Source organism: Pseudomonas sp. R4-15 (genome assembly GCF_055768815.1).
Window position 1 is genome coordinate 4257830 of sequence record NZ_CM147293.1, and the last position, 20149, is coordinate 4277978.

18 protein-coding genes are annotated in these 20149 nt (G+C 65.7%); 5 read left to right on the top strand and 13 right to left on the bottom strand.

The features are described 5' to 3' along the window. Positions 1–177: 177 nt before the first annotated feature. The 3 genes from ACYRGX_RS20535 to ACYRGX_RS20545 form a co-directional block, all read right to left on the bottom strand. A protein-coding gene (locus tag ACYRGX_RS20535; protein ID WP_473053467.1) for an IS3 family transposase occupies positions 178–1343 on the bottom strand; the annotation gives its coding sequence in 2 pieces (ribosomal slippage) (positions 178–1082 and positions 1082–1343; 1167 coding nt in all). Positions 1344–2103: 760 nt separating this feature from the next. Next, positions 2104–5154, bottom strand: a complete 3051-nt coding sequence (locus ACYRGX_RS20540) for an efflux RND transporter permease subunit (RefSeq protein ID WP_473054271.1) — start codon at positions 5152–5154, stop codon at positions 2104–2106. Positions 5155–5159: 5 nt separating this feature from the next. After that, a complete protein-coding gene (locus ACYRGX_RS20545) occupies positions 5160–6242 on the bottom strand; it encodes an efflux RND transporter periplasmic adaptor subunit (protein WP_473054272.1) in 1083 nt (360 codons plus the stop codon). Positions 6243–6327: 85 nt separating this feature from the next. On the opposite strand from ACYRGX_RS20545, the gene ACYRGX_RS20550 reads away from it, so the two are divergent. Then, complete coding sequence (locus ACYRGX_RS20550) at positions 6328–6966, top strand: TetR/AcrR family transcriptional regulator (RefSeq protein WP_473054273.1); 639 nt, start codon at positions 6328–6330, stop codon at positions 6964–6966. A 2-nt stretch (positions 6967–6968) separates the two neighbouring features. Here ACYRGX_RS20550 and ACYRGX_RS20555 read toward each other — a convergent pair whose 3' ends face one another. Next, positions 6969–7745, bottom strand: coding sequence for a class I SAM-dependent methyltransferase (locus tag ACYRGX_RS20555; protein WP_473054274.1), 777 nt, complete (start codon positions 7743–7745; stop codon positions 6969–6971). 258 nt (positions 7746–8003) lie between these two features. Between ACYRGX_RS20555 and ACYRGX_RS20560 the strand changes: the two genes are divergently transcribed. Next, complete coding sequence (locus ACYRGX_RS20560) at positions 8004–8666, top strand: polysaccharide lyase family 7 protein (RefSeq protein WP_473054275.1); 663 nt, start codon at positions 8004–8006, stop codon at positions 8664–8666. Between the two features lie 5 nt (positions 8667–8671). Here ACYRGX_RS20560 and ACYRGX_RS20565 read toward each other — a convergent pair whose 3' ends face one another. The 6 genes from ACYRGX_RS20565 to ppc form a co-directional block, all read right to left on the bottom strand. Further along, positions 8672–9352 carry an extensin-like domain-containing protein gene (locus ACYRGX_RS20565; protein ID WP_473054276.1) on the bottom strand — a complete coding sequence of 227 codons (681 nt, stop codon included), beginning with the start codon at positions 9350–9352 and terminating at the stop codon, positions 8672–8674. Between the two features lie 23 nt (positions 9353–9375). Beyond that, positions 9376–10230, bottom strand: a complete 855-nt coding sequence (locus ACYRGX_RS20570) for a DUF72 domain-containing protein (protein ID WP_473054277.1) — start codon at positions 10228–10230, stop codon at positions 9376–9378. A gap of 8 nt (positions 10231–10238) precedes the next feature. Then, the gene (locus tag ACYRGX_RS20575; protein WP_473054278.1) at positions 10239–10589 is read right to left on the bottom strand and encodes a hypothetical protein; all 351 of its coding nucleotides are present in this window, start codon (positions 10587–10589) and stop codon (positions 10239–10241) included. A 126-nt stretch (positions 10590–10715) separates the two neighbouring features. Further along, positions 10716–11390, bottom strand: a complete 675-nt coding sequence (gene tsaB, locus ACYRGX_RS20580) for a tRNA (adenosine(37)-N6)-threonylcarbamoyltransferase complex dimerization subunit type 1 TsaB (RefSeq protein WP_473054279.1) — start codon at positions 11388–11390, stop codon at positions 10716–10718. Between the two features lie 140 nt (positions 11391–11530). Beyond that, complete coding sequence (adk, locus tag ACYRGX_RS20585; RefSeq protein WP_473054280.1) at positions 11531–12178, bottom strand: adenylate kinase; 648 nt, start codon at positions 12176–12178, stop codon at positions 11531–11533. 173 nt (positions 12179–12351) lie between these two features. Beyond that, positions 12352–14991 carry a phosphoenolpyruvate carboxylase gene (ppc, locus tag ACYRGX_RS20590; RefSeq protein ID WP_473054281.1) on the bottom strand — a complete coding sequence of 880 codons (2640 nt, stop codon included), beginning with the start codon at positions 14989–14991 and terminating at the stop codon, positions 12352–12354. 143 nt (positions 14992–15134) lie between these two features. On the opposite strand from ppc, the gene ACYRGX_RS20595 reads away from it, so the two are divergent. The 3 genes from ACYRGX_RS20595 to ACYRGX_RS20605 are packed head-to-tail and all read left to right on the top strand — an operon-like array spanning position 15135 to position 16794. Next, positions 15135–15524: a pilin assembly protein gene (locus ACYRGX_RS20595; RefSeq protein ID WP_473054282.1), complete on the top strand. Its 390-nt coding sequence runs from the start codon at positions 15135–15137 to the stop codon at positions 15522–15524. 46 nt (positions 15525–15570) lie between these two features. Beyond that, positions 15571–15969, top strand: coding sequence for a DUF4398 domain-containing protein (locus tag ACYRGX_RS20600; protein ID WP_473054283.1), 399 nt, complete (start codon positions 15571–15573; stop codon positions 15967–15969). Positions 15970–16005: 36 nt separating this feature from the next. After that, positions 16006–16794, top strand: a complete 789-nt coding sequence (locus tag ACYRGX_RS20605; protein WP_473054284.1) for an OmpA family protein — start codon at positions 16006–16008, stop codon at positions 16792–16794. 70 nt (positions 16795–16864) lie between these two features. Here the strand turns inward: ACYRGX_RS20605 and thrC are convergent, their stop codons facing one another. The 3 genes from thrC to ACYRGX_RS20620 form a co-directional block, all read right to left on the bottom strand. After that, a complete protein-coding gene (gene thrC / locus ACYRGX_RS20610) occupies positions 16865–18274 on the bottom strand; it encodes a threonine synthase (RefSeq protein WP_473054285.1) in 1410 nt (469 codons plus the stop codon). 56 nt (positions 18275–18330) lie between these two features. Further along, positions 18331–19635 (bottom strand): homoserine dehydrogenase, encoded by a 1305-nt coding sequence (locus tag ACYRGX_RS20615; RefSeq protein WP_473054286.1) that lies wholly within the window; start codon positions 19633–19635, stop codon positions 18331–18333. Positions 19636–19805: 170 nt separating this feature from the next. Further along, complete coding sequence (locus ACYRGX_RS20620; RefSeq protein ID WP_473054287.1) at positions 19806–20033, bottom strand: hypothetical protein; 228 nt, start codon at positions 20031–20033, stop codon at positions 19806–19808. Positions 20034–20149: the final 116 nt, after the last annotated feature.

Consider the following 20149-nt stretch of genomic DNA (forward strand, 5'->3'; position numbering starts at 1 on the left):
CCCATCCTACGGAGCCTCACCGGCAGTACGGTGCTTATCCGTGGCCCATTTTTGATCGTGCCCACGCGCCTGCGTGGGCACGCCTCCCGAGATGCTCCGCGACCCCAGTGCACCAGGCCTTCGGTGCCAAAGGACGGTTCTCCGGAACTCCCTGTTTCGCCCTCCTGGGTGTAGTGGTCAACAATTCCCGGACACAGAATTGAGTTGTTCCTCTGCAACCGCAGGCGGCACAAAGCCGTTGTGTTGATGCGGTCTGATCCAGTTGTAGCGCGTGAGGTAACGGCCAATATCCTGCTCAGCCATGGCCTGGTTCAGGTACCCCGTTGCAGGTACCCACTCGGTTTTCAAGCTGCGAAACAGTCGCTCCATCGGTGCGTTGTCGTGGCAGTTTCCGCGGCGACTCATGCTCTGTGTCATGCGATAGCGCCATAGGCGCTGGCGGAAGCTGCGGCTAGCGTATTGGCTACCTTGGTCGCTATGAAACAGCACGCCACTTGGCCGTCCACGCACGGCATAGGCCTTGTCGAGTGCCTTGATCACCAGTTCGGCGTCTGGCTTCTCCGAAAGTGCCCAACCCACGGCTCGGCGGCTGTACAAATCCATCACGACCGCTAGGTAATGCCATCGTCCCTGTGTCCAGATGTAGGTGATATCGCCGCACCAGACGCGGTTGGGCGCTTCAACGGTGAATTGGCGTGCAAGACGATTGGGAATGTCGGGGCGCTCAACGTTGGCGCGATTATAGACGTGAACACCGGGCTGCTTGCTGATCAATCCCAGCGCTTTCATCACGCCTCGAACCTTGAAACGGCCCACTTCCGTGCCTTCGTCCTTCAACATGGCCACGATGCTGCGGCTACCCGCCGAACGACGGCTTTGGCTGAACAGTTCATGGATGCGACTACGCAAACCTACCTGCCGGACATCGATGTGACGGCGACGGGCCTGGTGGGCGTAATAGCAGGATCGAGGGAGCTCAAACACCGAGCACAGCAGATGTACCGGATAGCGTGCGGCCAGCCGCCGAATCGAACTCAACGTCTGCGCCCGTGTTCCTCGGCCATCAAGAGCGCAGTAGCCTCCTTTAAGATTTTCTTCTCAAGCTCCAGCCGGTTAATACGCGCCTGGAGCTGCTGAATGGTTTGCTGCTCAGCCGTGAGAGCCTTGGCTGTCGGGGTAATACCGCCACGCTCCTGTTGCAACTGACTCACCCAGCGCCTGAGTGCCGTTTCGCCCACATCAAGCGATCGGGCTGCCTCGGCACAGCTGTAGCCCTGATCGAGTACTAGGCAGGCTGCCTCATGTTTGAACTCGGGGGTGAAGGTACGTCTTGGTCTGCTCATCAAACACCTCTGTCTGGCGATCATCTTCGCCTAAAAAGGTGTCCGGGGTTAGTAGACCACTACAGGGAGTGAGCCGCCAGGACGGCGGCGAGAGGCCTGTGCGGTCCAGGGAGGGACCGTACGGGCCGGCCCCCGGAGCAGCGCCGGAGCGAGGGAACCCCAGCCGCGCAGCGGCTGGGGCCGGATGGTGGGGTGCCCTTCTCTTTGGTTACTTTCTCTTGGGCACGCAAGAGAAAGTGACTCGCCGTGCAAGGCGAAATCTGTAATCCCAACCGTGGAAAGCGCGACGCTCCTACTCCCAAGCCCAAAACCGCAAACACCAGCGGCAGCGGCAGCGGCAGCGGCAGCGGCAGCGGCAGCGGCAGCGGCAGCGGCTCAGGATTAGCGCAGGTGCTCCGGGCCTTCGGTGCCAAAGGACGGTTGCCGGCCTTCTCCCGGAACGCCCTATTTCGCCCTCCTGGGCGAGCTACTTTTGATGTCTAGCCGGCCGCCACAAAAGTAGCCAAAACTCCTGCCCCTATGATCCGGCCCCGCCCGCTACGCAGTCGGGGTTCGTTCACTCCATCGCCGCTCCGGGGGTCGCCGCCAAGGGGCGTCCTGCCCCTTCGCGGCTTTCGCGGCCGTCCTGGCCGCTCAACCCCCTACGCGACGATTCCGTTCACCCGGACCAACGGGGCGCTTCGGCGTCGTCTGGAAGTCGGAGTAGCTAAGCCGCCACCATGGGTATCGTCGCTACGCTGCTCTACCTACGCGGCCCGTCCTAGTCCGGTTTTCTCACCCGGAACCAGGCCGCGTAGAGCGCCGGCAGGAACAGCAGGGTCAACGCCGTGGCGACGATCAGGCCGCCCATGATCGCCACCGCCATCGGCCCGAAGAACAGGCTGCGCGACAGCGGAATCATCGCCAGCACCGCCGTCAGCGCGGTCAGCACGATGGGCCGGAAACGTCGTACGCAGGACTCGATGATCGCGTTCCAGCGATCCAACCCGGAGGCCACGTCCTGCTCGATCTGGTCCACCAGGATCACCGAGTTACGCATGATCATCCCCGCCAGGGCGATGGTACCCAGCATCGCCACGAAGCCGAACGGCTGGTGGAACAGCAACAGGAACAGGGTCACGCCGATCAGCCCCAGGGGCGCGGTGAGGAACACCATCAGCGAGCGCGACAGGCTGCGCAGCTGCATCATCAGCAGGCTCAGCACCACCACCACGAACAGCGGCAGTCCGGCATTCACCGACTTCTGTCCCCGCGCGGAATCCTCCACCGTGCCACCGACCTTGAGCAGGTAGCCCGGCGGTAGCTCGGCGCGGATGTCGTTCAGGCTCGGGTCGATCTGCGCCACCAGGGTCGCCGGCTGCAGGTCATCGTAGATGTCGCCGCGCACGGTGACCGTGGGCAGACGCTCGCGATGCCAGATCACCCCTTCCTCGAAGCCGTACTCCAGGGTCGCCACCTGGGCCACCGAGACACGCCCGCCGTTACTGCTGGGCAAGGTCAACTGCGGCAAGGCACCCAGCTCGCTGCGTTCGCGCTCACCGCTGCGCAGGAGAATTTCGATCAGCTCGTCATCCTCGCGATAGAAACTCACCGTGGAACCGGTAAGGGTATTGCGCAGGAAGTTGGCGAGATCCGCCGAGCTCACGCCCAGTGCCCGGGCGCGCTCCTGATCGACGTTCAGCCGCACGACCTTGCTCGGTTCCTCCCAGTCCAGGTGCACGTTGACCAGGTGCGGGTTATCACGCACCTTCTCCGCCACCTTTCGCGCCAGCGCACGCACCGTGGGAATGTCTTCGCCGGAGATGCGGTACTGGATCGGATAGCCCACCGGTGGCCCGTTCTCCAGCCGCGAAACCCGCGTACGCACGGTCGGGAACTGGGTGTGCAGCGTCTCGATCAGCCACTTGCGCAAGCGCTCACGGTCCTCGACGTCACGCGTCAACACCACGAGCTGGGCAAAACTGGTCGCGGCCAACTGCTGGTCCAGCGGCAGGTAGAAGCGCGGGGAACCGGTGCCCACGTAGGCTACGTAGTTGACCACGTCGTCGCGCTCGGCGAGCAATTTCTCCAGGCGCTCCGCCTGGGCCTGGGTCGCCTCCAGCGAGGCCCCCTCGGCAAGTTTGAGGTCCACCATCAACTCCAGGCGTCCGGACGCCGGGAAGAACTGCTGCGGAACGAAGCGAAACAGTACCAGCGCCCCGACGAAGAGCAGCAGGGTCGCCAGGATCACCGTCTTGCGCCAGCGCAGGCAGCGGTCGAGCACACGTCGCAGGCGCTGGTAGAAGGCGCTGCCGTAGGGATCGTGGGGGGCGTGGCTCGCGCTCGGCTTCGGATCAGGCAGCAGACGCGCGCCCAGGTAGGGTACGAAGGTCACCGCCGCGACCCAGGACAGCAGCAAGGCCAGGGTGACCACCTCGAACAGCGAGCGGGTGTACTCGCCGGTACTCGATTGCGCAGTAGCGATCGGCAGGAAGCCCGCGGCGGTGATCAGGGTACCTGTGAGCATCGGGAAAGCCGTGCTGGTCCAGGCGAAGCTGGCCGCCTTGAAGCGGTCCAGGCCCTGCTCCATCTTGATCGCCATCATCTCCACCGCAATGATCGCGTCGTCCACCAGCAGCCCCAGCGCCAGCACCAGCGCACCGAGGGAAATCTTGTGCAGGCCGATGTCCAGGTAGTACATGGCGGTGAAGGTCATCGCCAGCACCAGCGGGATCGACAGCGCCACCACCAACCCGGTGCGCACGCCCAGCGAGAAGAAGCTCACCAGCAACACGATGATCACCGCCTCGGCGAGTACTTGGACGAACTCGCCGACGCCATCGCGCACCGCCGCAGGCTGATCGGAAACCTTGTCCAGGTACATGCCCGCCGGCAGCTCCTGCTGCATGCGGGTGAATTCGCGCTCCAGCGCCTTGCCGAGGCGCAGGATGTCGCCGCCAGGCTTCATCGAGACGGCGATGCCCAACGCATCGTGCCCCATGAAGCGCATACGCGGCTGCGCGGGATCGGCGAAGCCACGATGGACCTCGGCCACATCGCCCAGACGGAAGCTGCGGCCGTTGGCCCGTATCGGGAAGTCACGGATGTCCTGTACCGACGTGAAGCGCCCGCTGACACGCAGCCGCACACGCTCGTCCGGTGTTTCGAAGAACCCGGTATCGGCCACCGCGTTCTGCGCCTGCAACGCCTGCTGCACGGCCTCCAGCGGGACCCCCAGGGTCGCCAGCTTGAGGTTGGAAAGCTCGACCCAGATCTTCTCGTCCTGCAGGCCGATCAACTCCACCTTGCCTACGTCCGGTACCCGCTGCAATTGCAGCTGCAGGCGATCGGCGTAGTCCTTGAGCAGCGCGTAGTCGAAGTCCTCGCCGTGCAGCGCGTAGATGTTGCCGAAGGTGGTGCCGAACTCGTCGTTGAAGAACGGCCCCTGGATGTCCTGCGGCAGGGTTTGCCGGATATCGCCGATCTTCTTGCGAATCTGGTACCACAGCTGCGGAATCTCCGAGCTGTGCATCGAGTCCCGCGCCATGAAGATGGTCTGCGACTCGCCAGGGCGTGCGAAAGACACGATGCGTTCGTAGTCGCCGGTCTCCATCAGCTTCTTCTCGATGCGCTCGGTCACCTGTCGCGAGACCTCCTCGGCGCTCGCGCCGGGCCAGCGCACGGCAATGACCATCGCCTTGAACGTGAAGGGCGGATCCTCGCTCTGGCCCAGGCGGGTGTACGACAGGGTGCCCACCACGGCCAACAGCAACATGAGATAGAGGACGATCTGGCGGTTGCGCAGCGCCCAGGCGGAGAGGTTGAAGCCCATGCCGGCTACTCCCGCTCGACCGGACGATTCTGGCGATCCACCGCGCGCACCGCCTGGCCATCACGCAGCAATTGCAATCCGGCCGCAACCACCCAGTCGTCCTCGTCGAGGCCGTCGAGGATCGCCACCTGTTCGCGCCCGTAGGCGCCCGCGCGTACCGCGCGGCGCTGTAGATGGCCATCGGAACCCAGGAGCATCACGTAGGGCTCGCCTTCCTCGGCGCTCAACGCGGCCAGCGGCACCCCGAGAGCCTGTCCCTGATGGGCGATCAGTACCCGCGCGCTTTGTCCGAGCTGCGCCGGCGCGGCCTCATCGAACGCCACCAGGGCCCGATAGGTACGCGTCGCGGGATCGGCGGAAGGCGACAACTCACGGATGTGCCCGGCGAAACGCTGGTCGGGCTGTGACCACAGCTCGATCTGCACCTGCTGGTCTACGGCGAAACGGCCGAAAGCCTGCTCGGGGATATCGAAGGCCACTTCGCGCTCACCATCGACCGCCAGGGTAAAGACGCTCTGCCCCGCCGCCACCACCTGCCCGACCTCCACCTGGCGAGCGGCGATGATGCCGGGCTGCGGTGCGCGCAGCTCGGCGTAGTCGGCCTGGTTGCTCGCCACGTCCAGCTGCGCGCGCAGTTGCTTCAACTGGGATTGCGCGGCGCGGTAACGGGTGTCCGCGGAATCGAACTGCGACTGGCTGACCATCTGCCGCTCACGCAGTTTGGCGTAACGCTCACGTTCGGCGCGCGCCAGCTCCATGTCCGCCTGCGCGGCGTTGACCTGGGCCTGCGCGGCGTCGAGTTGCAGGCGCACGTCCTGTGGATCGAGCTGCGCCAGCAACTGGCTGCGCTCGACACGGGCACCGACCTCCACTTCCCGTCGAGTGACCTTGCCCGCGATGCGAAACGCCAGATCGACCTCTACCCGTGCCCGCACCTCGCCCGGATAGCTCTGCTCGCGCTCCGCCAACGGCTGCGGATGCACCACCATGACCGGCTGCGTTTGGGGCGTGGACTGGGGAGCTTCGTCGCAGCCCACCAGCAGAAGACTGGCGAGCAGCAGAGACAACGGGCAGGAGCTTCTGGACATCGTCGGAAACCTTCGCGCGGAGAGCCGGACTTCTTATACTGATCGGCATAGTAAAAATAGCGAACCAGTGAGTCCAGCAATTCCCGTGAGCACCCACCGAGAAAACGCCACCCCAAGGCCGGGTCGCCCCAAGGATCCTGCCAAGCGCCAGGCCATCCTCGATGCCGCCAAGGCGCTGTTCATCCAGCACGGCTACGACGGCTGCAGCATGGAGCGCCTGGCGCACAGCGCCGGCGTCTCCAAATTGACCCTCTACAGCCACTTCACCGACAAGGAAACGCTGTTCGCCGCCGCCATCGAGGCCCGTTGCGAAGAACTGCTGCCACCCCCGCTGTTCGAGTTACCGGCCGGCGTTCCCATCGGCCAGGCGTTGCTCGCCGTGGCTCGCGCCTTCGACACACTGATCGCCAGCCCCGAGTCGCTGGCGTTGCACCGTCTGATGATAGCGTGCGCGACGCAGGAGCCATGCCTGAGCCAACGCTTCTTCGAGGCCGGGCCACGACGCCTGCTACAGGTCATGGCCCGCCTGCTGGAGCGGGCGCAGGCGAATGGCGCGCTACGGGTGGAGGAACCTGCGCGCGCTGCGGGACATTTCTTTTGCCTAATCGAGGGCGTCGCGCATTTCCGACGGCTGATCGGCTGTGCGGACGAAGACGACGAAACTGCGCGCGAGGCTCATCTGCAGGACGTTGTGCAGCTGTTCCTGCGCGCCTATGCACGCTGAGTTCAACTGCTCTTGAGACTGCGCAACGGGTAGATATCGTAGCGGCTGGACTTGCCCTCGAGGGCATAGCCGGGCGTGCGGCCGGCGATCGGCGGCGCTTTGCGCGGACGCTTGACCACGACGCGATGACTGGCCAGCGCAAGCGCCGCCTCCAGGAGCGCCGGCGCGTCGTCATCGTCGCCCACCAGCGGGCGGAACAGGCGCATCTCTTTTTTCACCAAGGCGCTCTTGTCACGGTGCGGGAACATCGGGTCCAGGTGCACGACCTGAGGCGCCGGCAGCCCCCAGGTGCTCATCAGGGCAATCGCATCGCCCCGCAGCAGGCGCATCCGCGCCGCGATAGCGGCGACCTCGAGCTCCTGCGCCGCCCGCTCCAGGCCATCGGCGAGCAACGCCGCCACCAGTGGCTGCCGCTCGATCAGGGTCACTTCGCAACCCAGGCTGGCCAGCACGAAGGCATCGCGCCCCAAACCCGCCGTGGCGTCCAGCACCGACGGCCGCACGCTCGGCGCGATACCGACCGCCTTGGCGATCATCTGTCCGCTACCGCCGCCATAGAGGCGTCGATGCGCCTGCGCGCCCTCGACGAAGTCGACCCGTATCGGTCCCGGCGCGCCGGGCCCCAGCTCACGCAACGAGAGGCCATCGGTGGCCAGTTGCAGCGCCAGTTCCGCTTCGCCGTCATCCGCAAGATCCAGCGCCGCCGCCAACGCGCGAGCGCGCTCGCTCAGCGACGGATCCAGACAGTCGAGCCTCACCTTGATAGGTGCCACGTGCATTCGCCTCGTCAAAAGAGCGGCATTCTGCCAGACGACGGACCCGGGCCGCTGGCGGAATCGGTCCGATACACCGCCACCGTTCGTCAATTGGCACCCAGTGGATAAGTCACCGCTCGCTTCGCTGAAGCTCGCGCAGGACGCTGGCTACCGAGGGAAAAGGCTGAACGAACGCTGAACTATCGCCTGACGATGCGCTGGAAACACCGACCTAGAGCAGTTTCAAATAGAAGGTGAACTCTGCTAGAGAAGGCCCCAGACATGATTGATCTCTCAACCTGGAACCTCACCGTGCCGGAGGGCAGCCCCGCCACGGTCGTCGAGACCAGTCGTCTCGCCGCGTCCTATAGCACACCCTACTTCAAGGCCACCGATACGGGCGTTACCTTCTGGGCACCCGTTACCGGTGGTACGACGAAGAACAGCAAGTACCCACGCAGCGAACTGCGCGAGACCTTCAGTGACGGAACGCTGCGCAACTGGCGCTACACGGAGACCGACAACTACCTGCGTGCCGCACTGACGGTGCAGCAGGTGCCCTCGACCGGCAAGGTGGTGATCGGCCAGATCCATACCTACGGGGATGAAAACCCGATGATCAAGCTGCAGTACCGGCTCAAGGACAACGTCGGGCGCATCGAAGCATTGGTGCGCCAGCACCCGGATCACGACGCAGTCGCGAGCGTGGTCGCGGAGAACGTGCCGCTGGGTCAGCGCTTCACCTACAGCATTCACCTCACGCCCAGCGGCACCCTGAGCGTGAATGCCGGCGGCAGCCAGTGGAGCACGCGCATCGATCCGGCCTGGAAGGAGGACAGCATGTACTTCAAGGCTGGCGTCTACGTGCAGGACAACACCGGCTATACCAGCGAGGGCGGCAAGGCGACCTTCTACAAGTTGCAGGCGGAACACCGCAAGCTCTAGTCCGGCTAGCGACAGGTGCGCGCGAGCCCCATATCTACATGGAAGTGGTCGTGATGCGCAGCGTTGTAGTCGGGTCCGAGGGTGACATGGAAGAAGCGGCAGGCGGCGTCATGCACCTCGCGTAGGAAGCGCGCGTCCGGGTCGCTGCCGGACCAATCCGCAGCGACCGTGATGCGTCGACCGCCCTCGAGCCTGAAGGCGGCCAGGTCCAGCGCGTTGGCGCTGGCGTGCTGGCTACGCCGGGAGCTACCGGCAATATTGCGGCAGGCGAAGCTGCCGAAGTGCTCGACACGCTCCACAGAGCGGCCAAACACCGCGTGCGCCGCCGGCTGCAAACCGTGGTGTTCGAACAGCGCATAGGCAAGCGCCAGCGGACAGCTCATGCCCAGCGGGGTAACCAGTCCCGCGGGCGTACGCTGTATCCGCACCTGATCGTAAAGTGGGCAGCTCCCCGTCGGCCGGTCCGCCAGGGTGATGTAGCTCAGTTGCGCCGTATCCAGCGCCTGGCGGCAGAGCGCCGGGTCCTGCTGGGCACGCAGCAGCTTGAGCGGAGTGACCCAGTTCGGCGTCTCACGCACATCCAGTGGAGCCCAGGGATTCCACGACGATGGGGGGCGCAACCACTGACGCTGCACGCTCAGCACCAGCAGCGCGATCAGTAGAAAAAACAGTAACAGACTGCGCACATGGTGCTCCGCGGATCAGGCCCCTACAGCAGTCTGATCTGCTCCTGGGTCTGCGGTTCCGGCCAATGCAGTTCGCCCAGGCCCGGCAGGCGCAACTGCAAGGCCTGGTGAAACTCACGAGCCAGACGCGCCGCCAAGTGATTGTCCGGCGTATGCAGAAACGCATAAGGCCGCAGCCCCGCCTCGATCCAGTCCGCGAACTTGTCCAACCAGGGCGCCAGGAACGGCAGGTTGGCGGCAAGCTCGGGATGCCCGATGAAACGCAGTTGGGGCGAACCGCTGAACGCCGTGGGGCGCGGCGGCAAGCGTGGCTTCTTGGACTGGGCGTGGAGTACCGCAGGGGTCGTTTCGCGACAACTGAAGAGCGCTCGCGAGTCCAGACAGATACGCTCGATACCCCGCGCCTGCAGCAGCCGATTGAGCGCTCGCTCCTCGTCGCCACGGGCGAAGAACGCCGGATGCCGCACCTCGATCGCCAAAGGTGCTCCGTAACCGTCGATGAACGCCGCCAACTCGGCCAGCCGCGCCGGTGAAAAACTCGCCGGAAGCTGCAGCCAGGCCGGCGTCACCCGCTCGCCCAGGGGCGCCAGGTGCTGGCGAAAACGCTCGGCGAGCTCGAGTTGCTCGCGCAGATCACCGCCATGGCTGACCTCTCGCGGCAACTTGGCGCAGAAACGAAACTCGGCGGGCATCACCTGGGCCCAGCGCTGCACCGTGGCCGGGCTCGGCCAGGCGTAGAAAGTGGTATTGCCCTCGACCGCATTGAAGGTCTCGACGTAGGCGCCCAGGGTCTGGCTCGGCGCAAGGTCGCTCGGGTAGAGATCGGACCGCCAGGCGGGCTCGTTCCAGGAGGGGCAACCGAGAAAATAAGGTAGCAAACGAGGAATCAGGCGTAGAAGTCCAGACCGAGGATCTGCTCTGCGCTCTGAGAGCGGGCCATGTCTGCAGTCGTGCCATAGCTGGCCAGCGCCTGGGCGGCGCGCGAGTTCATTGGCTGCTGGTAGCTCTGCGCCATGTAGGCGGCCTGCGGCAGGTTAGCCTCATCGTACACCCGCAGGCTGTTGCCATCGGCAACCTGACGGGTCTGCGCCCCGCGCTCCAGCCCCTGGCTGGTGGCGATGCCATCCGCACCCTCGCTCAGCTCGTCCTCGCGTTGAACCTCGCGATAGGGCGTGACAGCCGTACTGGGTCGGCTGGGCCGATCCTGGGTGTAGATGTTGAATCCGTCAATGCGCATACGGGTTCCTCGGTGACCGCGCCACTTTAATCAAGCCCGTCATCCCGTGCAATTGCCGATCGGCAGCTTGCGGGGCTAGGCGCCGTTCAGGCGACGGACAGTAGTGGCGCTAAGCCACAGCTTCGTTCAACGCGCTTTCGGCGTGGCGACGTTATCCCGCAGATAGACCGGCTGCGCCTGCTCGGCATCCACCGCCTCGCCTCGACGCCAGGCGCCCTGCGCCAGGCTCAGCAGGTCCTCGGCATGCGGCAGCAGGCCGGCGTCGCAGGCCGCCAAGCGAACCGCCAGGCGCTCGCCATAGCCCCAGCCAGTGCCGGCACCGAACCACTCGCCGCTGGCGCCTGCAGGCAGACCGACGGCCTCCGGCGGCAGCACCGCCTCCGCCCCCAGGGCACCCATCTCACCGTCCTGCCAGGCGAAGCAACCCCAATAGACCTCATCCATGCGCGCGTCGATGGCGGCGGCGACCTGTGTCACGCCCTGCTCCCGATGGGCACGCTGGGCAAGCACCGCCAGATCCGAGATCGGCAGTACCGGACGCTGCAGGGAAAACGCCAGCCCCTGCACCACGCCGATGGCGATCCGCACACCGGTGAACGCCCCAGGGCCACGTCCGAAGGCGATGGCGTCCAGGGACGAGGCCGCGATGCCCGCCTCGTCCAGCAGTTGCTGGATCATCGGCAACAGGCGCTGCGCATGCAGACGCGGAATCACCTCGTAGTGGCTGAGCACCCGACCGTCGTGCAACAGCGCAACGGAACAGGCTTCGGTGGCGGTATCGAGGGCCAGCAGGGTTGTCATGGGAGCGTGTGCGAAAGCAATCAGAGGGCCGGCATTAAACCGGGTTGCGGGTCATTATGCCAGCCGCGCAGGGGTTACACCGATGCCCGAAAACAACGAAGGCCCGCCGAGGCGGGCCTTCGCAGCCGAGCGAGACACGTTCAACTCAACGCGGCGAGCACCTTCGCGGTGATCTCGTCGACCGAGCCAATGCCTTCGACGCGGGAATATTTCGGCGTGCCCTCGACGGCGGCCAGCTTGCCGTAGAAATCGACCAGCGGCTTGGTCTGCGAATGATAGACGGCCAGGCGGTGACGCACGGTCTCCTCCTTGTCGTCCTCGCGCTGGATCAGTTCCTCGCCGGTCAGATCATCGACACCGGCGACCTTGGGCGGATTGTGCTCGACGTGATAGACGCGACCCGATGCCGGATGCACGCGACGGCCAGCGATGCGACTGACGATTTCCTCGTCGTCGACGGCGATCTCCACCACGTGGTCGATCGGCACACCGGCCTCCTTCAGCGCTTCGGCCTGGGGAATGGTGCGCGGGAAGCCATCGAACAGGAAACCGTTGGCGCAGTCGGGCTGAGCGATGCGCTCCTTGACCAGGTTGATGATCAGGTCATCGGAGACCAAGCCACCGCTTTCCATCACGCTCTTGGCCTGCAGGCCAAGCTCGCTGCCGGCCTTGACCGCTGCGCGCAGCATGTCGCCGGTGGAAATCTGCGGGATACCGAACTTCTCGGTGATGAAGCGAGCCTGGGTGCCTTTGCCGGCACCGGGTGCCCCCAGCAGGATCACGCGCATCGTTAATACCTCGAATTTTATAGGTAGTACGTGGACAGACCACAGCGGGCCGGCCGCGAATCGCTTCGCTGCCCCCCGAGCACCGGCCAAGGGTCGATCAACGCAAAAGGCTGCCCAAGATACACAGCGCACCGGGGCGGCACAAGCCGGCGAAAGTCGCATCCACGCGCCGCTCAACCGGTATTGCGCAACCCCGCCGCGATGCCCGCCACGCTCACCAATAGCGCTTGTTCGAGCTCGGCGTTGACCTCCGATCCGGCATCGCGGGTGCGCGCCAACAGCTCTATCTGCAGCAGGTGCAACGGGTCCAGATAGGTATTGCGCACGCTGATCGACTCCAGGGTCTCCGGGCTGTCGGCGAGCAACCGAGCGTGCCCGGTGAGGTCCAGCACCGCCTGCTCGGCCCGCGACAATCGGTCACGCAGCGCCTCCCCCAATGGTGCTAGCGCGGGCTCGACCAGCCGCTCGTCGTAGGCCTTGGCGATCTCCACGTCCGCCTTGCTCAGAACCATTTCGAGCATGTCGATACGCGTGCGGAAGAATGGCCAGTGCTCGCGCATGTGCTTGAGCAGCTCCCCTTCCTGGCGCGCCAGCGCGCCCTCCAGCGCCCGCTCCCAGCCGAGCCAGGCGGGCAGCATCAGGCGCGTCTGCGTCCAGGCGAAGATCCATGGGATAGCCCGCAGGCTCTCCACTCCACCGGCCCGACGCTTCGCCGGACGACTGCCCAGTGGCAGGCGTCCCAGTTCACCCTCCGGCGTCGCCTGGGCGAAGTAGTCGACGAACTGTGGATGCTCGCGCACCACCTCGCGATAGCCAGCCACGCCATCCTCGGCGAGTCGCTGCATCACCTCGCGCCAGGCGGGCTCGGGCGCCGGCGGTGGCGATAGCGTCGCCTCCAGCACCGCGGCCAGGTACAGCTCGAGGTTCTGCACGGCGATGTCCGGCAGGCCGAACTTGAAGCGGATCATCTCGCCCTGCTCGGTAATACGGAAGCGACCGGCCACCGAGCCCGGCGGCTGCGACAGAATCGCCGCATGCGCCGGTCCGCCGCCGCGTCCCACGGTACCGCCACGGCCGTGGAACAGCAGCAACTCGACGCCGTGTGCGCGACACACGTCGACCAGCGATTCCTGGGCCCGGTACTGGGCCCAAGCCGCCGCGGTGGTACCCGCGTCCTTGGCCGAGTCGGAATAACCGATCATCACTTCCTGCAAGCCCGGCAGGCGCGCGCGGTAGCCCGGCAGTGCGAGCAACGCGTCGATCACCGGGCCGGCACGCTGCAGATCGTCGAGAGTCTCGAACAGCGGTACCACGCGCAGCGGCGTGCGGCGCCCCGCTTCCTTGAGCAGCAACTGGACCGCGAGCACATCGGAGGCGGCGCCGGCCATGGAGATCACGTAGGAACCCAGCGACGCCTGCGGCGCCTGGGCGGCGACCTCGCAGGTGGCGAGGACCTCGGCGGTATCCGCCGAAGGACGGTAGTCGCGGGGCAACAGCGGCCGGCGGCCGTCCAGCTCGCGCTGGAGGAATTCGCAACGCTGCGCTTCATCCCAGTCCGCATAGCGACCCAGGCCGAGATAGTCGGTGATCTCGCTCAGGGCAGCCGTGTGGCGCGCGGCATCCTGGCGCAGATCGAGGCGGACGAGAAACAGGCCGAAGACGGTCGCCCGGCGCAACAGGTCGAGCAACGGCCCATCGGCGATCACCCCCATGCCGCAGGCATGTAGCGAGTGATAGCAGAGCAGCAGCGGCTCGCGAAGGTCGCGGTTATCGCAGAGTACTGCCGCGGGCGCGGCCTCGGTCGATCCCTGCAGCGCCTGTTCGCTCCACTCGCGGGTCTTCCGCAGGCGCTCGCGCAGACCCTTGAGCAGGGCGCGGTAGGGCTCGGCGCTATCGCCCACCCGCGCCCGCAGTTCGTCGCTGGCGGCCTGCATCGACAGGTCCGCGGCCAGTTGGTCCACCTCGCGCAGGTACAGGTCCGCCGCCATCCAGCGCGCCAGCAGCAGCACCTCACGGGAAATCGCCGCGGTGACATTGGGATTGCCGTCACGGTCACCGCCCATCCAGGAGGCGAAGCGAATCGGCGCGGCGTCCAGCGGCAAGTGCAGCCCACAGGCCTGCTGCAGGGCTCCGTCGACACTGCGCATGAAGCGCGGCACGGCGTGCCACAGCGAGTGCTCGATGACCGCGAAGCCCCATTTGGCCTCGTCCACCGGTGTTGGTCGGCTGCGACGGATCTCTTCGGTGTACCAGGCTTCGGCGATCAATCGGCGCAGGCGCGTGGTGATCTGCTCGCGCTCGGCGAGGCTGAGGTCATCGTGGTCCTGTGCGGCCAGTTGCGCGGCGATGCCGTCGTACTTCTGGATCAGCGTGCGCCGTGCCACCTCGGTGGGATGCGCCGTGAGCACCAGCTCGATCTCCAGCCGGGCGACCTGGCGTGCCAGCGCCTCGCGGGACTGTCCGCCAGCGAGCAGGCGCGGCAGCAGCTCGGCCAGCGAGACCTCGCTGCCCGGCGCCACCTCGTCAGGCCCACGCCGGCGTACCCGGTGGTACTGCTCGGCGATGTTGGCGAGGTTGAGAAACTGGTTGAAGGCGCGGGTTACCGGCAGCAGTTCGTGCTCGGCGAGACCATCGAGGGTTTCGCGCAGCTGTCGCGCGCCCTGCTCGGCGCCGCGGCGGCCGTCCTTCGCACCGGTACGGATACGTTCGATGGTGTCGAGGAAGGTCTCGCCCAGATGCTCGCGGATGGTTTCGCCGAGCAGCTCGCCCAGGCGATGCACGTCCTCGCGCAGGCGCGGATCGATTTCAGCCATGTTGCAATCCCCTTTTTGGCGACAACGCGGTTCTCGAATGAAACGGGAACAGACCCTAGAGCCTGAGATCGAAAGTTTCGGACAGAGTGCCCAGCCACCCCCGGCCTTTCAAGCACTCCACCGCATCAGAAGGAGATCCGAGCATGAAGATTCGCGAGCTGGTCGAGCAATGGGAAAGCCAGAGCGCGCCCCTCGGCAAACGCTACGCCTACCCCCTCGAACTGGATGTGGATGCCGCAGCGCGCCTGGCTGCGCTGGCTGACATGTATCCACAGCGCGGCACCGCGGTGCTGCTCGCCGAACTGGTGGCGGCGGCGCTCGAGGAGTTCGAGCAGAACCTGCCTTACGTCCCCGGCGCGCAGGTTGGCGTGGATGAGCTCGGCGACCCGATCTACGAGGATGCCGGCCCCACGCCCCATTACCTTGCGCTGGCCCGTGCGCATCGCGAGCGACTGGACGCCGAAACCCTCGCCGAACGCTCCCCGGAGAATTCGTTGGAACAATCGGCGAACCCCGCCAGTCGGAAATTATGACATCGCCATCATCGACCCTTGAGGAGAAGAGACTATGGAGGCACAGATGAAGTCATCCCCTACCCGCCTGGCTACCGCGCGCCGACCGCTGCTGGCCGCACTCGGCCTATCCGGCGCACTGCTGCTCGCCGGCTGCGCGGGGACTCCGCCCACCGAGCAGTTCGCGGTGGCCAACGCGGTAGTCACCAGCGCCGAGTCCGCCGGTGCCCAGCAGTACGCGCCGACCGAGCTGCAGATGGCCCGCGACAAATTGCAGCGCGCGCAGATGCTGCTCGATGACGAGAAGTATGACGAGGCTCGTCGCCTGGCCGAGCAGGCCCAGTGGGACGCCCGCGTAGCCGAGCGCAAGGCCCAGGCCGCGAAGGCCGAAAAGGCCGCCGAGGACTCGCGCCGAGCCATCGAGGACATCCGCAACGAAGGCAAGCGCAGCCTGATCGTGCAGTAAGGCCGCCCCCTAGCGAACCGGACAAGGAACCAGAAAATGCGTAAATCGATCATGACCCCGGCGCTCTGTGCGCTGAGCCTGGCGCTGGCAGCTTGCGCCACCCAACCCAACCCGAACCTCGACCAGGCACGCGCCGACGTCCAGCAGTTGCAGGCCAATCCGCAGGCCACCTCGATGGCTCAGAAGGAAACCCGCGACGCGGTGGATGCGCTTTCCCGCGCGGAGAAAGCCTACGACGGCGATGCCGATCGCGTCGAAGTCGACCAGCTCGCCTACCTGGCCAGCCAGCGCGCGGCCGTGGCCGAACAGACCATCCGCATGCGCACGGCCGAGGAAACCCTGAAGGGCGCCGAACTGGAGCGCACCCGTGCGCAACTGGAGGCCCGCGAATCGCAGATCAGCGGACTGCTCGAGCAGCTCAAGCCGAAGCAGACCGAGCGCGGCACGGTGATCACCCTGGGTGACGTGTTGTTCGCCTTCGACAGCGCCTCGCTGACCTCCACCGGCATGCAGAACGTGCAGCAGTTGGCCAACGCCCTGCAGCAGGAGCCCGAGCGCAAGGTGCTGGTGGAAGGCTTCACTGACTCGGTCGGTTCGGACAGCTACAACATGCAGCTCTCCCAGCGCCGCGCCGACGCCGTGAAGGCAGCGCTGGTGCGCATGGGCGTAGACCCGCAGCGCATCACCGCGCTCGGCCAGGGCGAAGGTTATCCGGTGGCGAGCAACAGCAACCCGTCGGACCGTGCCCTGAACCGCCGCGTCGAGGTCACCATCTCCAACGACGCTAAACCCGTGCAGCCGCGTCGAGTGATCAGCAACGGCTGATCCCCGCCGCAGAAGCACGAAGGCCCCCGCCGGATCGCCCGGCGGGGGCCTTTTGCATGGCGGTCGTGGCTTACAGAGGCTTGCCGCGATTGCCCCGTGCGGCCACGAAGTCCTGGACCACGCGCAGGTCGTTGGGCAGCACGCTGCAACGCTCCTCGCGCTCGAACAGGTCCGCCAGGTGCGCCGGCAGGCTCAGTTCGCGACCGACACCCGCCTGACGCACCGCCTCCGGGAACTTCACCGGATGTGCGGTGCCCAGGGTGACCATCGGCGTGGCCAGGCTGCGGCGGCAATCGCGGGCGGCGCGCACGCCGATGGCGGTGTGCGGATCGAGCAGTTCGCCGGTCTGCGCGAAGACCTCGGCGATGGTTGCGCAGGTGGCTTCGTCGTCGACCGCCAGGGAGTCGAACAGCTTGCGCGCCTCGGCCCAACGGTCCTCCTCGACGGAAAGCTTGCCGCTGGCCTTGAAATCGGCCATCAGCGCAGCGACCGCGGCGCCGTTACGGCCATGCAGGTCGAACAGCAGGCGCTCGAAGTTGGACGACACCATGATGTCCATCGACGGCGACAGCGACGCGTGCAGGGTGTCCTTGTCGTAGCGGTTGCCGGACATGAAGCGGTGCAGGATGTCGTTGCGGTTGGTGGCGACGATCAGCTGACTGATCGGTAGGCCCATGTTGCGCGCCAGGTAGCCGGCGAAGATGTCGCCGAAGTTGCCGGTGGGCACCGAGAAGGCCACTGAACGGGCCGGCGCGCCGAGCTGCAACGCGGCATGGAAGTAGTAGACGATCTGGGCCATGATCCGCGCCCAGTTGATCGAGTTTACGGCCACCAGGCGGGTGCCCTTGAGGAAGCCCTGATCGGCGAAGCTGGCCTTGACCATCTCCTGGCAGTCGTCGAAGTTGCCTTCGATGGCGATGTTGTGGATGTTCTCACCGCGAATGGTGGTCATCTGCCGGCGCTGCACCTCGGACACACGGTTGTGCGGGTGCATGATGAAGATGTCGACGTTATCGCAGGCCTTGCAGCCTTCGATGGCCGCCGAGCCGGTGTCGCCGGAAGTGGCGCCCATGATCACCACGCGCTCGCCGCGCTTGGCCAGTACGTGATCGAGCAGGCGACCGAGCAATTGCAGAGCGAAGTCCTTGAACGCCAGGGTCGGGCCGTGGAACAGCTCCAGTACCCACTCGTTGCCGTTCAGTTGGCGCAGCGGCGCTACGGCGCTATGAGCGAATACGCCGTAGGTTTCTTCGAGGATTTTCTTGAAATCGGCGTCGGCGATGGAGCCGGCAACGAACGGGCGCATCACCCGGAAGGCCAGCTCGTGGTACGGCAGGTCGGCCCAGGAGGCAATTTCCTCGACGCTGAAGCGCGGCAGGTTTTCCGGCACGTAGAGGCCACCGTCGCTGGCAAGCCCGGCGAGCAGGACGTCTTCGAAGTTGAGGGCCGGTGCCTGGCCCCGGGTGCTGATGTAACGCATGTGATCGAACCTTTGCAGGGGCCGGGCGCCGCTGGGCACGCGCCTGACGGCGGAAATTAGTTGAGCTGCTCGACGCGGATGCGCACGACCTGGCCAGAAATGTCGGCCAACGACTCGATGGCGGCGATGGCATCGTCCATGTCGGACTCCACGACCCGGTGGGTCAGCAGAATCATCGGCACCAGCCCGTCCTGTTCCTCGGCTTCCATCTGCATGATGGACTCGATGTTGATGCCACGCTGGGAGAGCACCGAAGCCACCTGAGCCAGCACGCCGGGACGATCCTTGGCCTGGATACGCAGATAGTAAGCACTCTCGCAGGCGCCGATCGGCAGGATCGGCAGATCGGACAGGGCATCCGGCTGGAAGGCCAGGTGCGGCACGCGGTTATGCGGATCGGTGGTCAGGGCGCGAACCAGGTCGACCACGTCCGCCACCACCGCCGAAGCGGTCGGCTCCATGCCGGCGCCGGCACCGTAATAAAGAGTGCTGCCCACGGCATCACCATGCACCATCACCGCGTTCATCACGCCATTGACGTTAGCGATCAGGCGATCCTCCGGGATCAGCGTCGGATGCACGCGCAGTTCGATACCGGCGTCGGTGGCCCGCGCCACGCCCAGGTGCTTGATGCGGTAACCCAACGCCTCGGCGTAGTTCACGTCCGCGGTGGTCAGCCGGGTGATGCCCTCGGTGTAGGCCTGTTCGAACTGCAGTGGGATGCCGAAGGCGATCGAGGCGAGGATGGTCAGCTTGTGCGCGGCGTCGATGCCTTCCACGTCGAAGGTCGGGTCGGCCTCGGCGTAGCCCAGCGCCTGGGCTTCCTTGAGCACGTCGTCGAAGGCGCGGCCCTTCTCGCGCATCTCGGAGAGGATGAAGTTGCCGGTTCCGTTGATGATCCCGGCCAGCCACTCGATACGGTTACCCGCCAGGCCTTCGCGGATCGCCTTGATCACCGGAATGCCACCGGCCACCGCCGCCTCGAAGGCGACGATCACGCCCTTCTCCTGGGCGCGCGCGAAGATTTCGTTACCGTGCACAGCGATCAGCGCCTTGTTCGCGGTGACGACATGCTTGCCGTTATCGATAGCCTTGAGCACCAACTCGCGCGCGAGGGTGTAGCCGCCGATCAGCTCGATGACGATGTCGATTTCCGGGTTGTTCGCCACCTCGAAGATGTCCGCGGTAATGGGGGTATCCGCGGTCTGGCACTTCGGGTTGGGACGACGAGCGGCAATCTGCGCGACCTCGATACCACGCCCGGCACGACGGGCGATTTCCTCGGCATTGCGCTTGAGTACGTTGAAGGTACCGCCACCGACGGTTCCCAGCCCACAGATGCCCACTTTCACCGGTTTCACGCTCGACTCCCCATCGCCAGCGAAACGCCCGGCATCGGCCGGGCGTAAGGAAAAGAGTCGCACATTACGAATCGGGGGTGCTTTAGTCAATCGACCCGCGGCGAGCCCGGCCCGACGGCGCCTCGGGCTTCGTGCAAGACGGCTCGCCGCGCGATGAGCAGAGCCCGGCGCTAACGCTGGGCGATGCCGGTGAGTGTCACGCCGTAGCGCTGCAGCAGGAGCATCGCCGGCTCGTCACTGTCCTCGCGGGTGTCGCCGTATTCACCGGGCTCGAACTCCGCCTCGGCCAGGCGTAACAGGTGCTGAACCGCTTCCTCGGGGGTCGGTTTGTGGTCCGCCTGGATCTCCAGGCGCCCGGTATTGTTGTCCTTGTTGTAGGTGATGTCCCAGTCAGTCATAGGGGCGTTCTCCTAGGTAGGGTCTGTTGACGTTTCGTTCACGCGACTCGCGAACGGAACGTCAACAGGCTCCAGTTCAGGCCACCGGCGTCGGAGGCGGCTGATCGGGCTGCGTG

Excerpts from the sequence above, each read along its gene's own strand:
- ACYRGX_RS20605 (WP_473054284.1), top strand. The coding sequence starts at position 16,006 with ATGCGTAAATCGATCATGACCCCGGCGCTCTGTGCGCTGAGCCTGGCG.
- ACYRGX_RS20545 (WP_473054272.1), bottom strand. The coding sequence starts at position 6,242 with ATGTCCAGAAGCTCCTGCCCGTTGTCTCTGCTGCTCGCCAGTCTTCTG.
- ACYRGX_RS20540 (WP_473054271.1), bottom strand. The coding sequence starts at position 5,154 with ATGGGCTTCAACCTCTCCGCCTGGGCGCTGCGCAACCGCCAGATCGTC.
- tsaB (WP_473054279.1), bottom strand. The coding sequence starts at position 11,390 with ATGACAACCCTGCTGGCCCTCGATACCGCCACCGAAGCCTGTTCCGTT.
- ACYRGX_RS20575 (WP_473054278.1), bottom strand. The coding sequence starts at position 10,589 with ATGCGCATTGACGGATTCAACATCTACACCCAGGATCGGCCCAGCCGA.
- ACYRGX_RS20560 (WP_473054275.1), top strand. The coding sequence starts at position 8,004 with ATGATTGATCTCTCAACCTGGAACCTCACCGTGCCGGAGGGCAGCCCC.
- ppc (WP_473054281.1), bottom strand. The coding sequence starts at position 14,991 with ATGGCTGAAATCGATCCGCGCCTGCGCGAGGACGTGCATCGCCTGGGC.
- ACYRGX_RS20620 (WP_473054287.1), bottom strand. The coding sequence starts at position 20,033 with ATGACTGACTGGGACATCACCTACAACAAGGACAACAATACCGGGCGC.
- ACYRGX_RS20600 (WP_473054283.1), top strand. The coding sequence starts at position 15,571 with ATGAAGTCATCCCCTACCCGCCTGGCTACCGCGCGCCGACCGCTGCTG.
- adk (WP_473054280.1), bottom strand. The coding sequence starts at position 12,178 with ATGCGCGTGATCCTGCTGGGGGCACCCGGTGCCGGCAAAGGCACCCAG.
- ACYRGX_RS20555 (WP_473054274.1), bottom strand. The coding sequence starts at position 7,745 with ATGCACGTGGCACCTATCAAGGTGAGGCTCGACTGTCTGGATCCGTCG.
- ACYRGX_RS20595 (WP_473054282.1), top strand. The coding sequence starts at position 15,135 with ATGAAGATTCGCGAGCTGGTCGAGCAATGGGAAAGCCAGAGCGCGCCC.
- thrC (WP_473054285.1), bottom strand. The coding sequence starts at position 18,274 with ATGCGTTACATCAGCACCCGGGGCCAGGCACCGGCCCTCAACTTCGAA.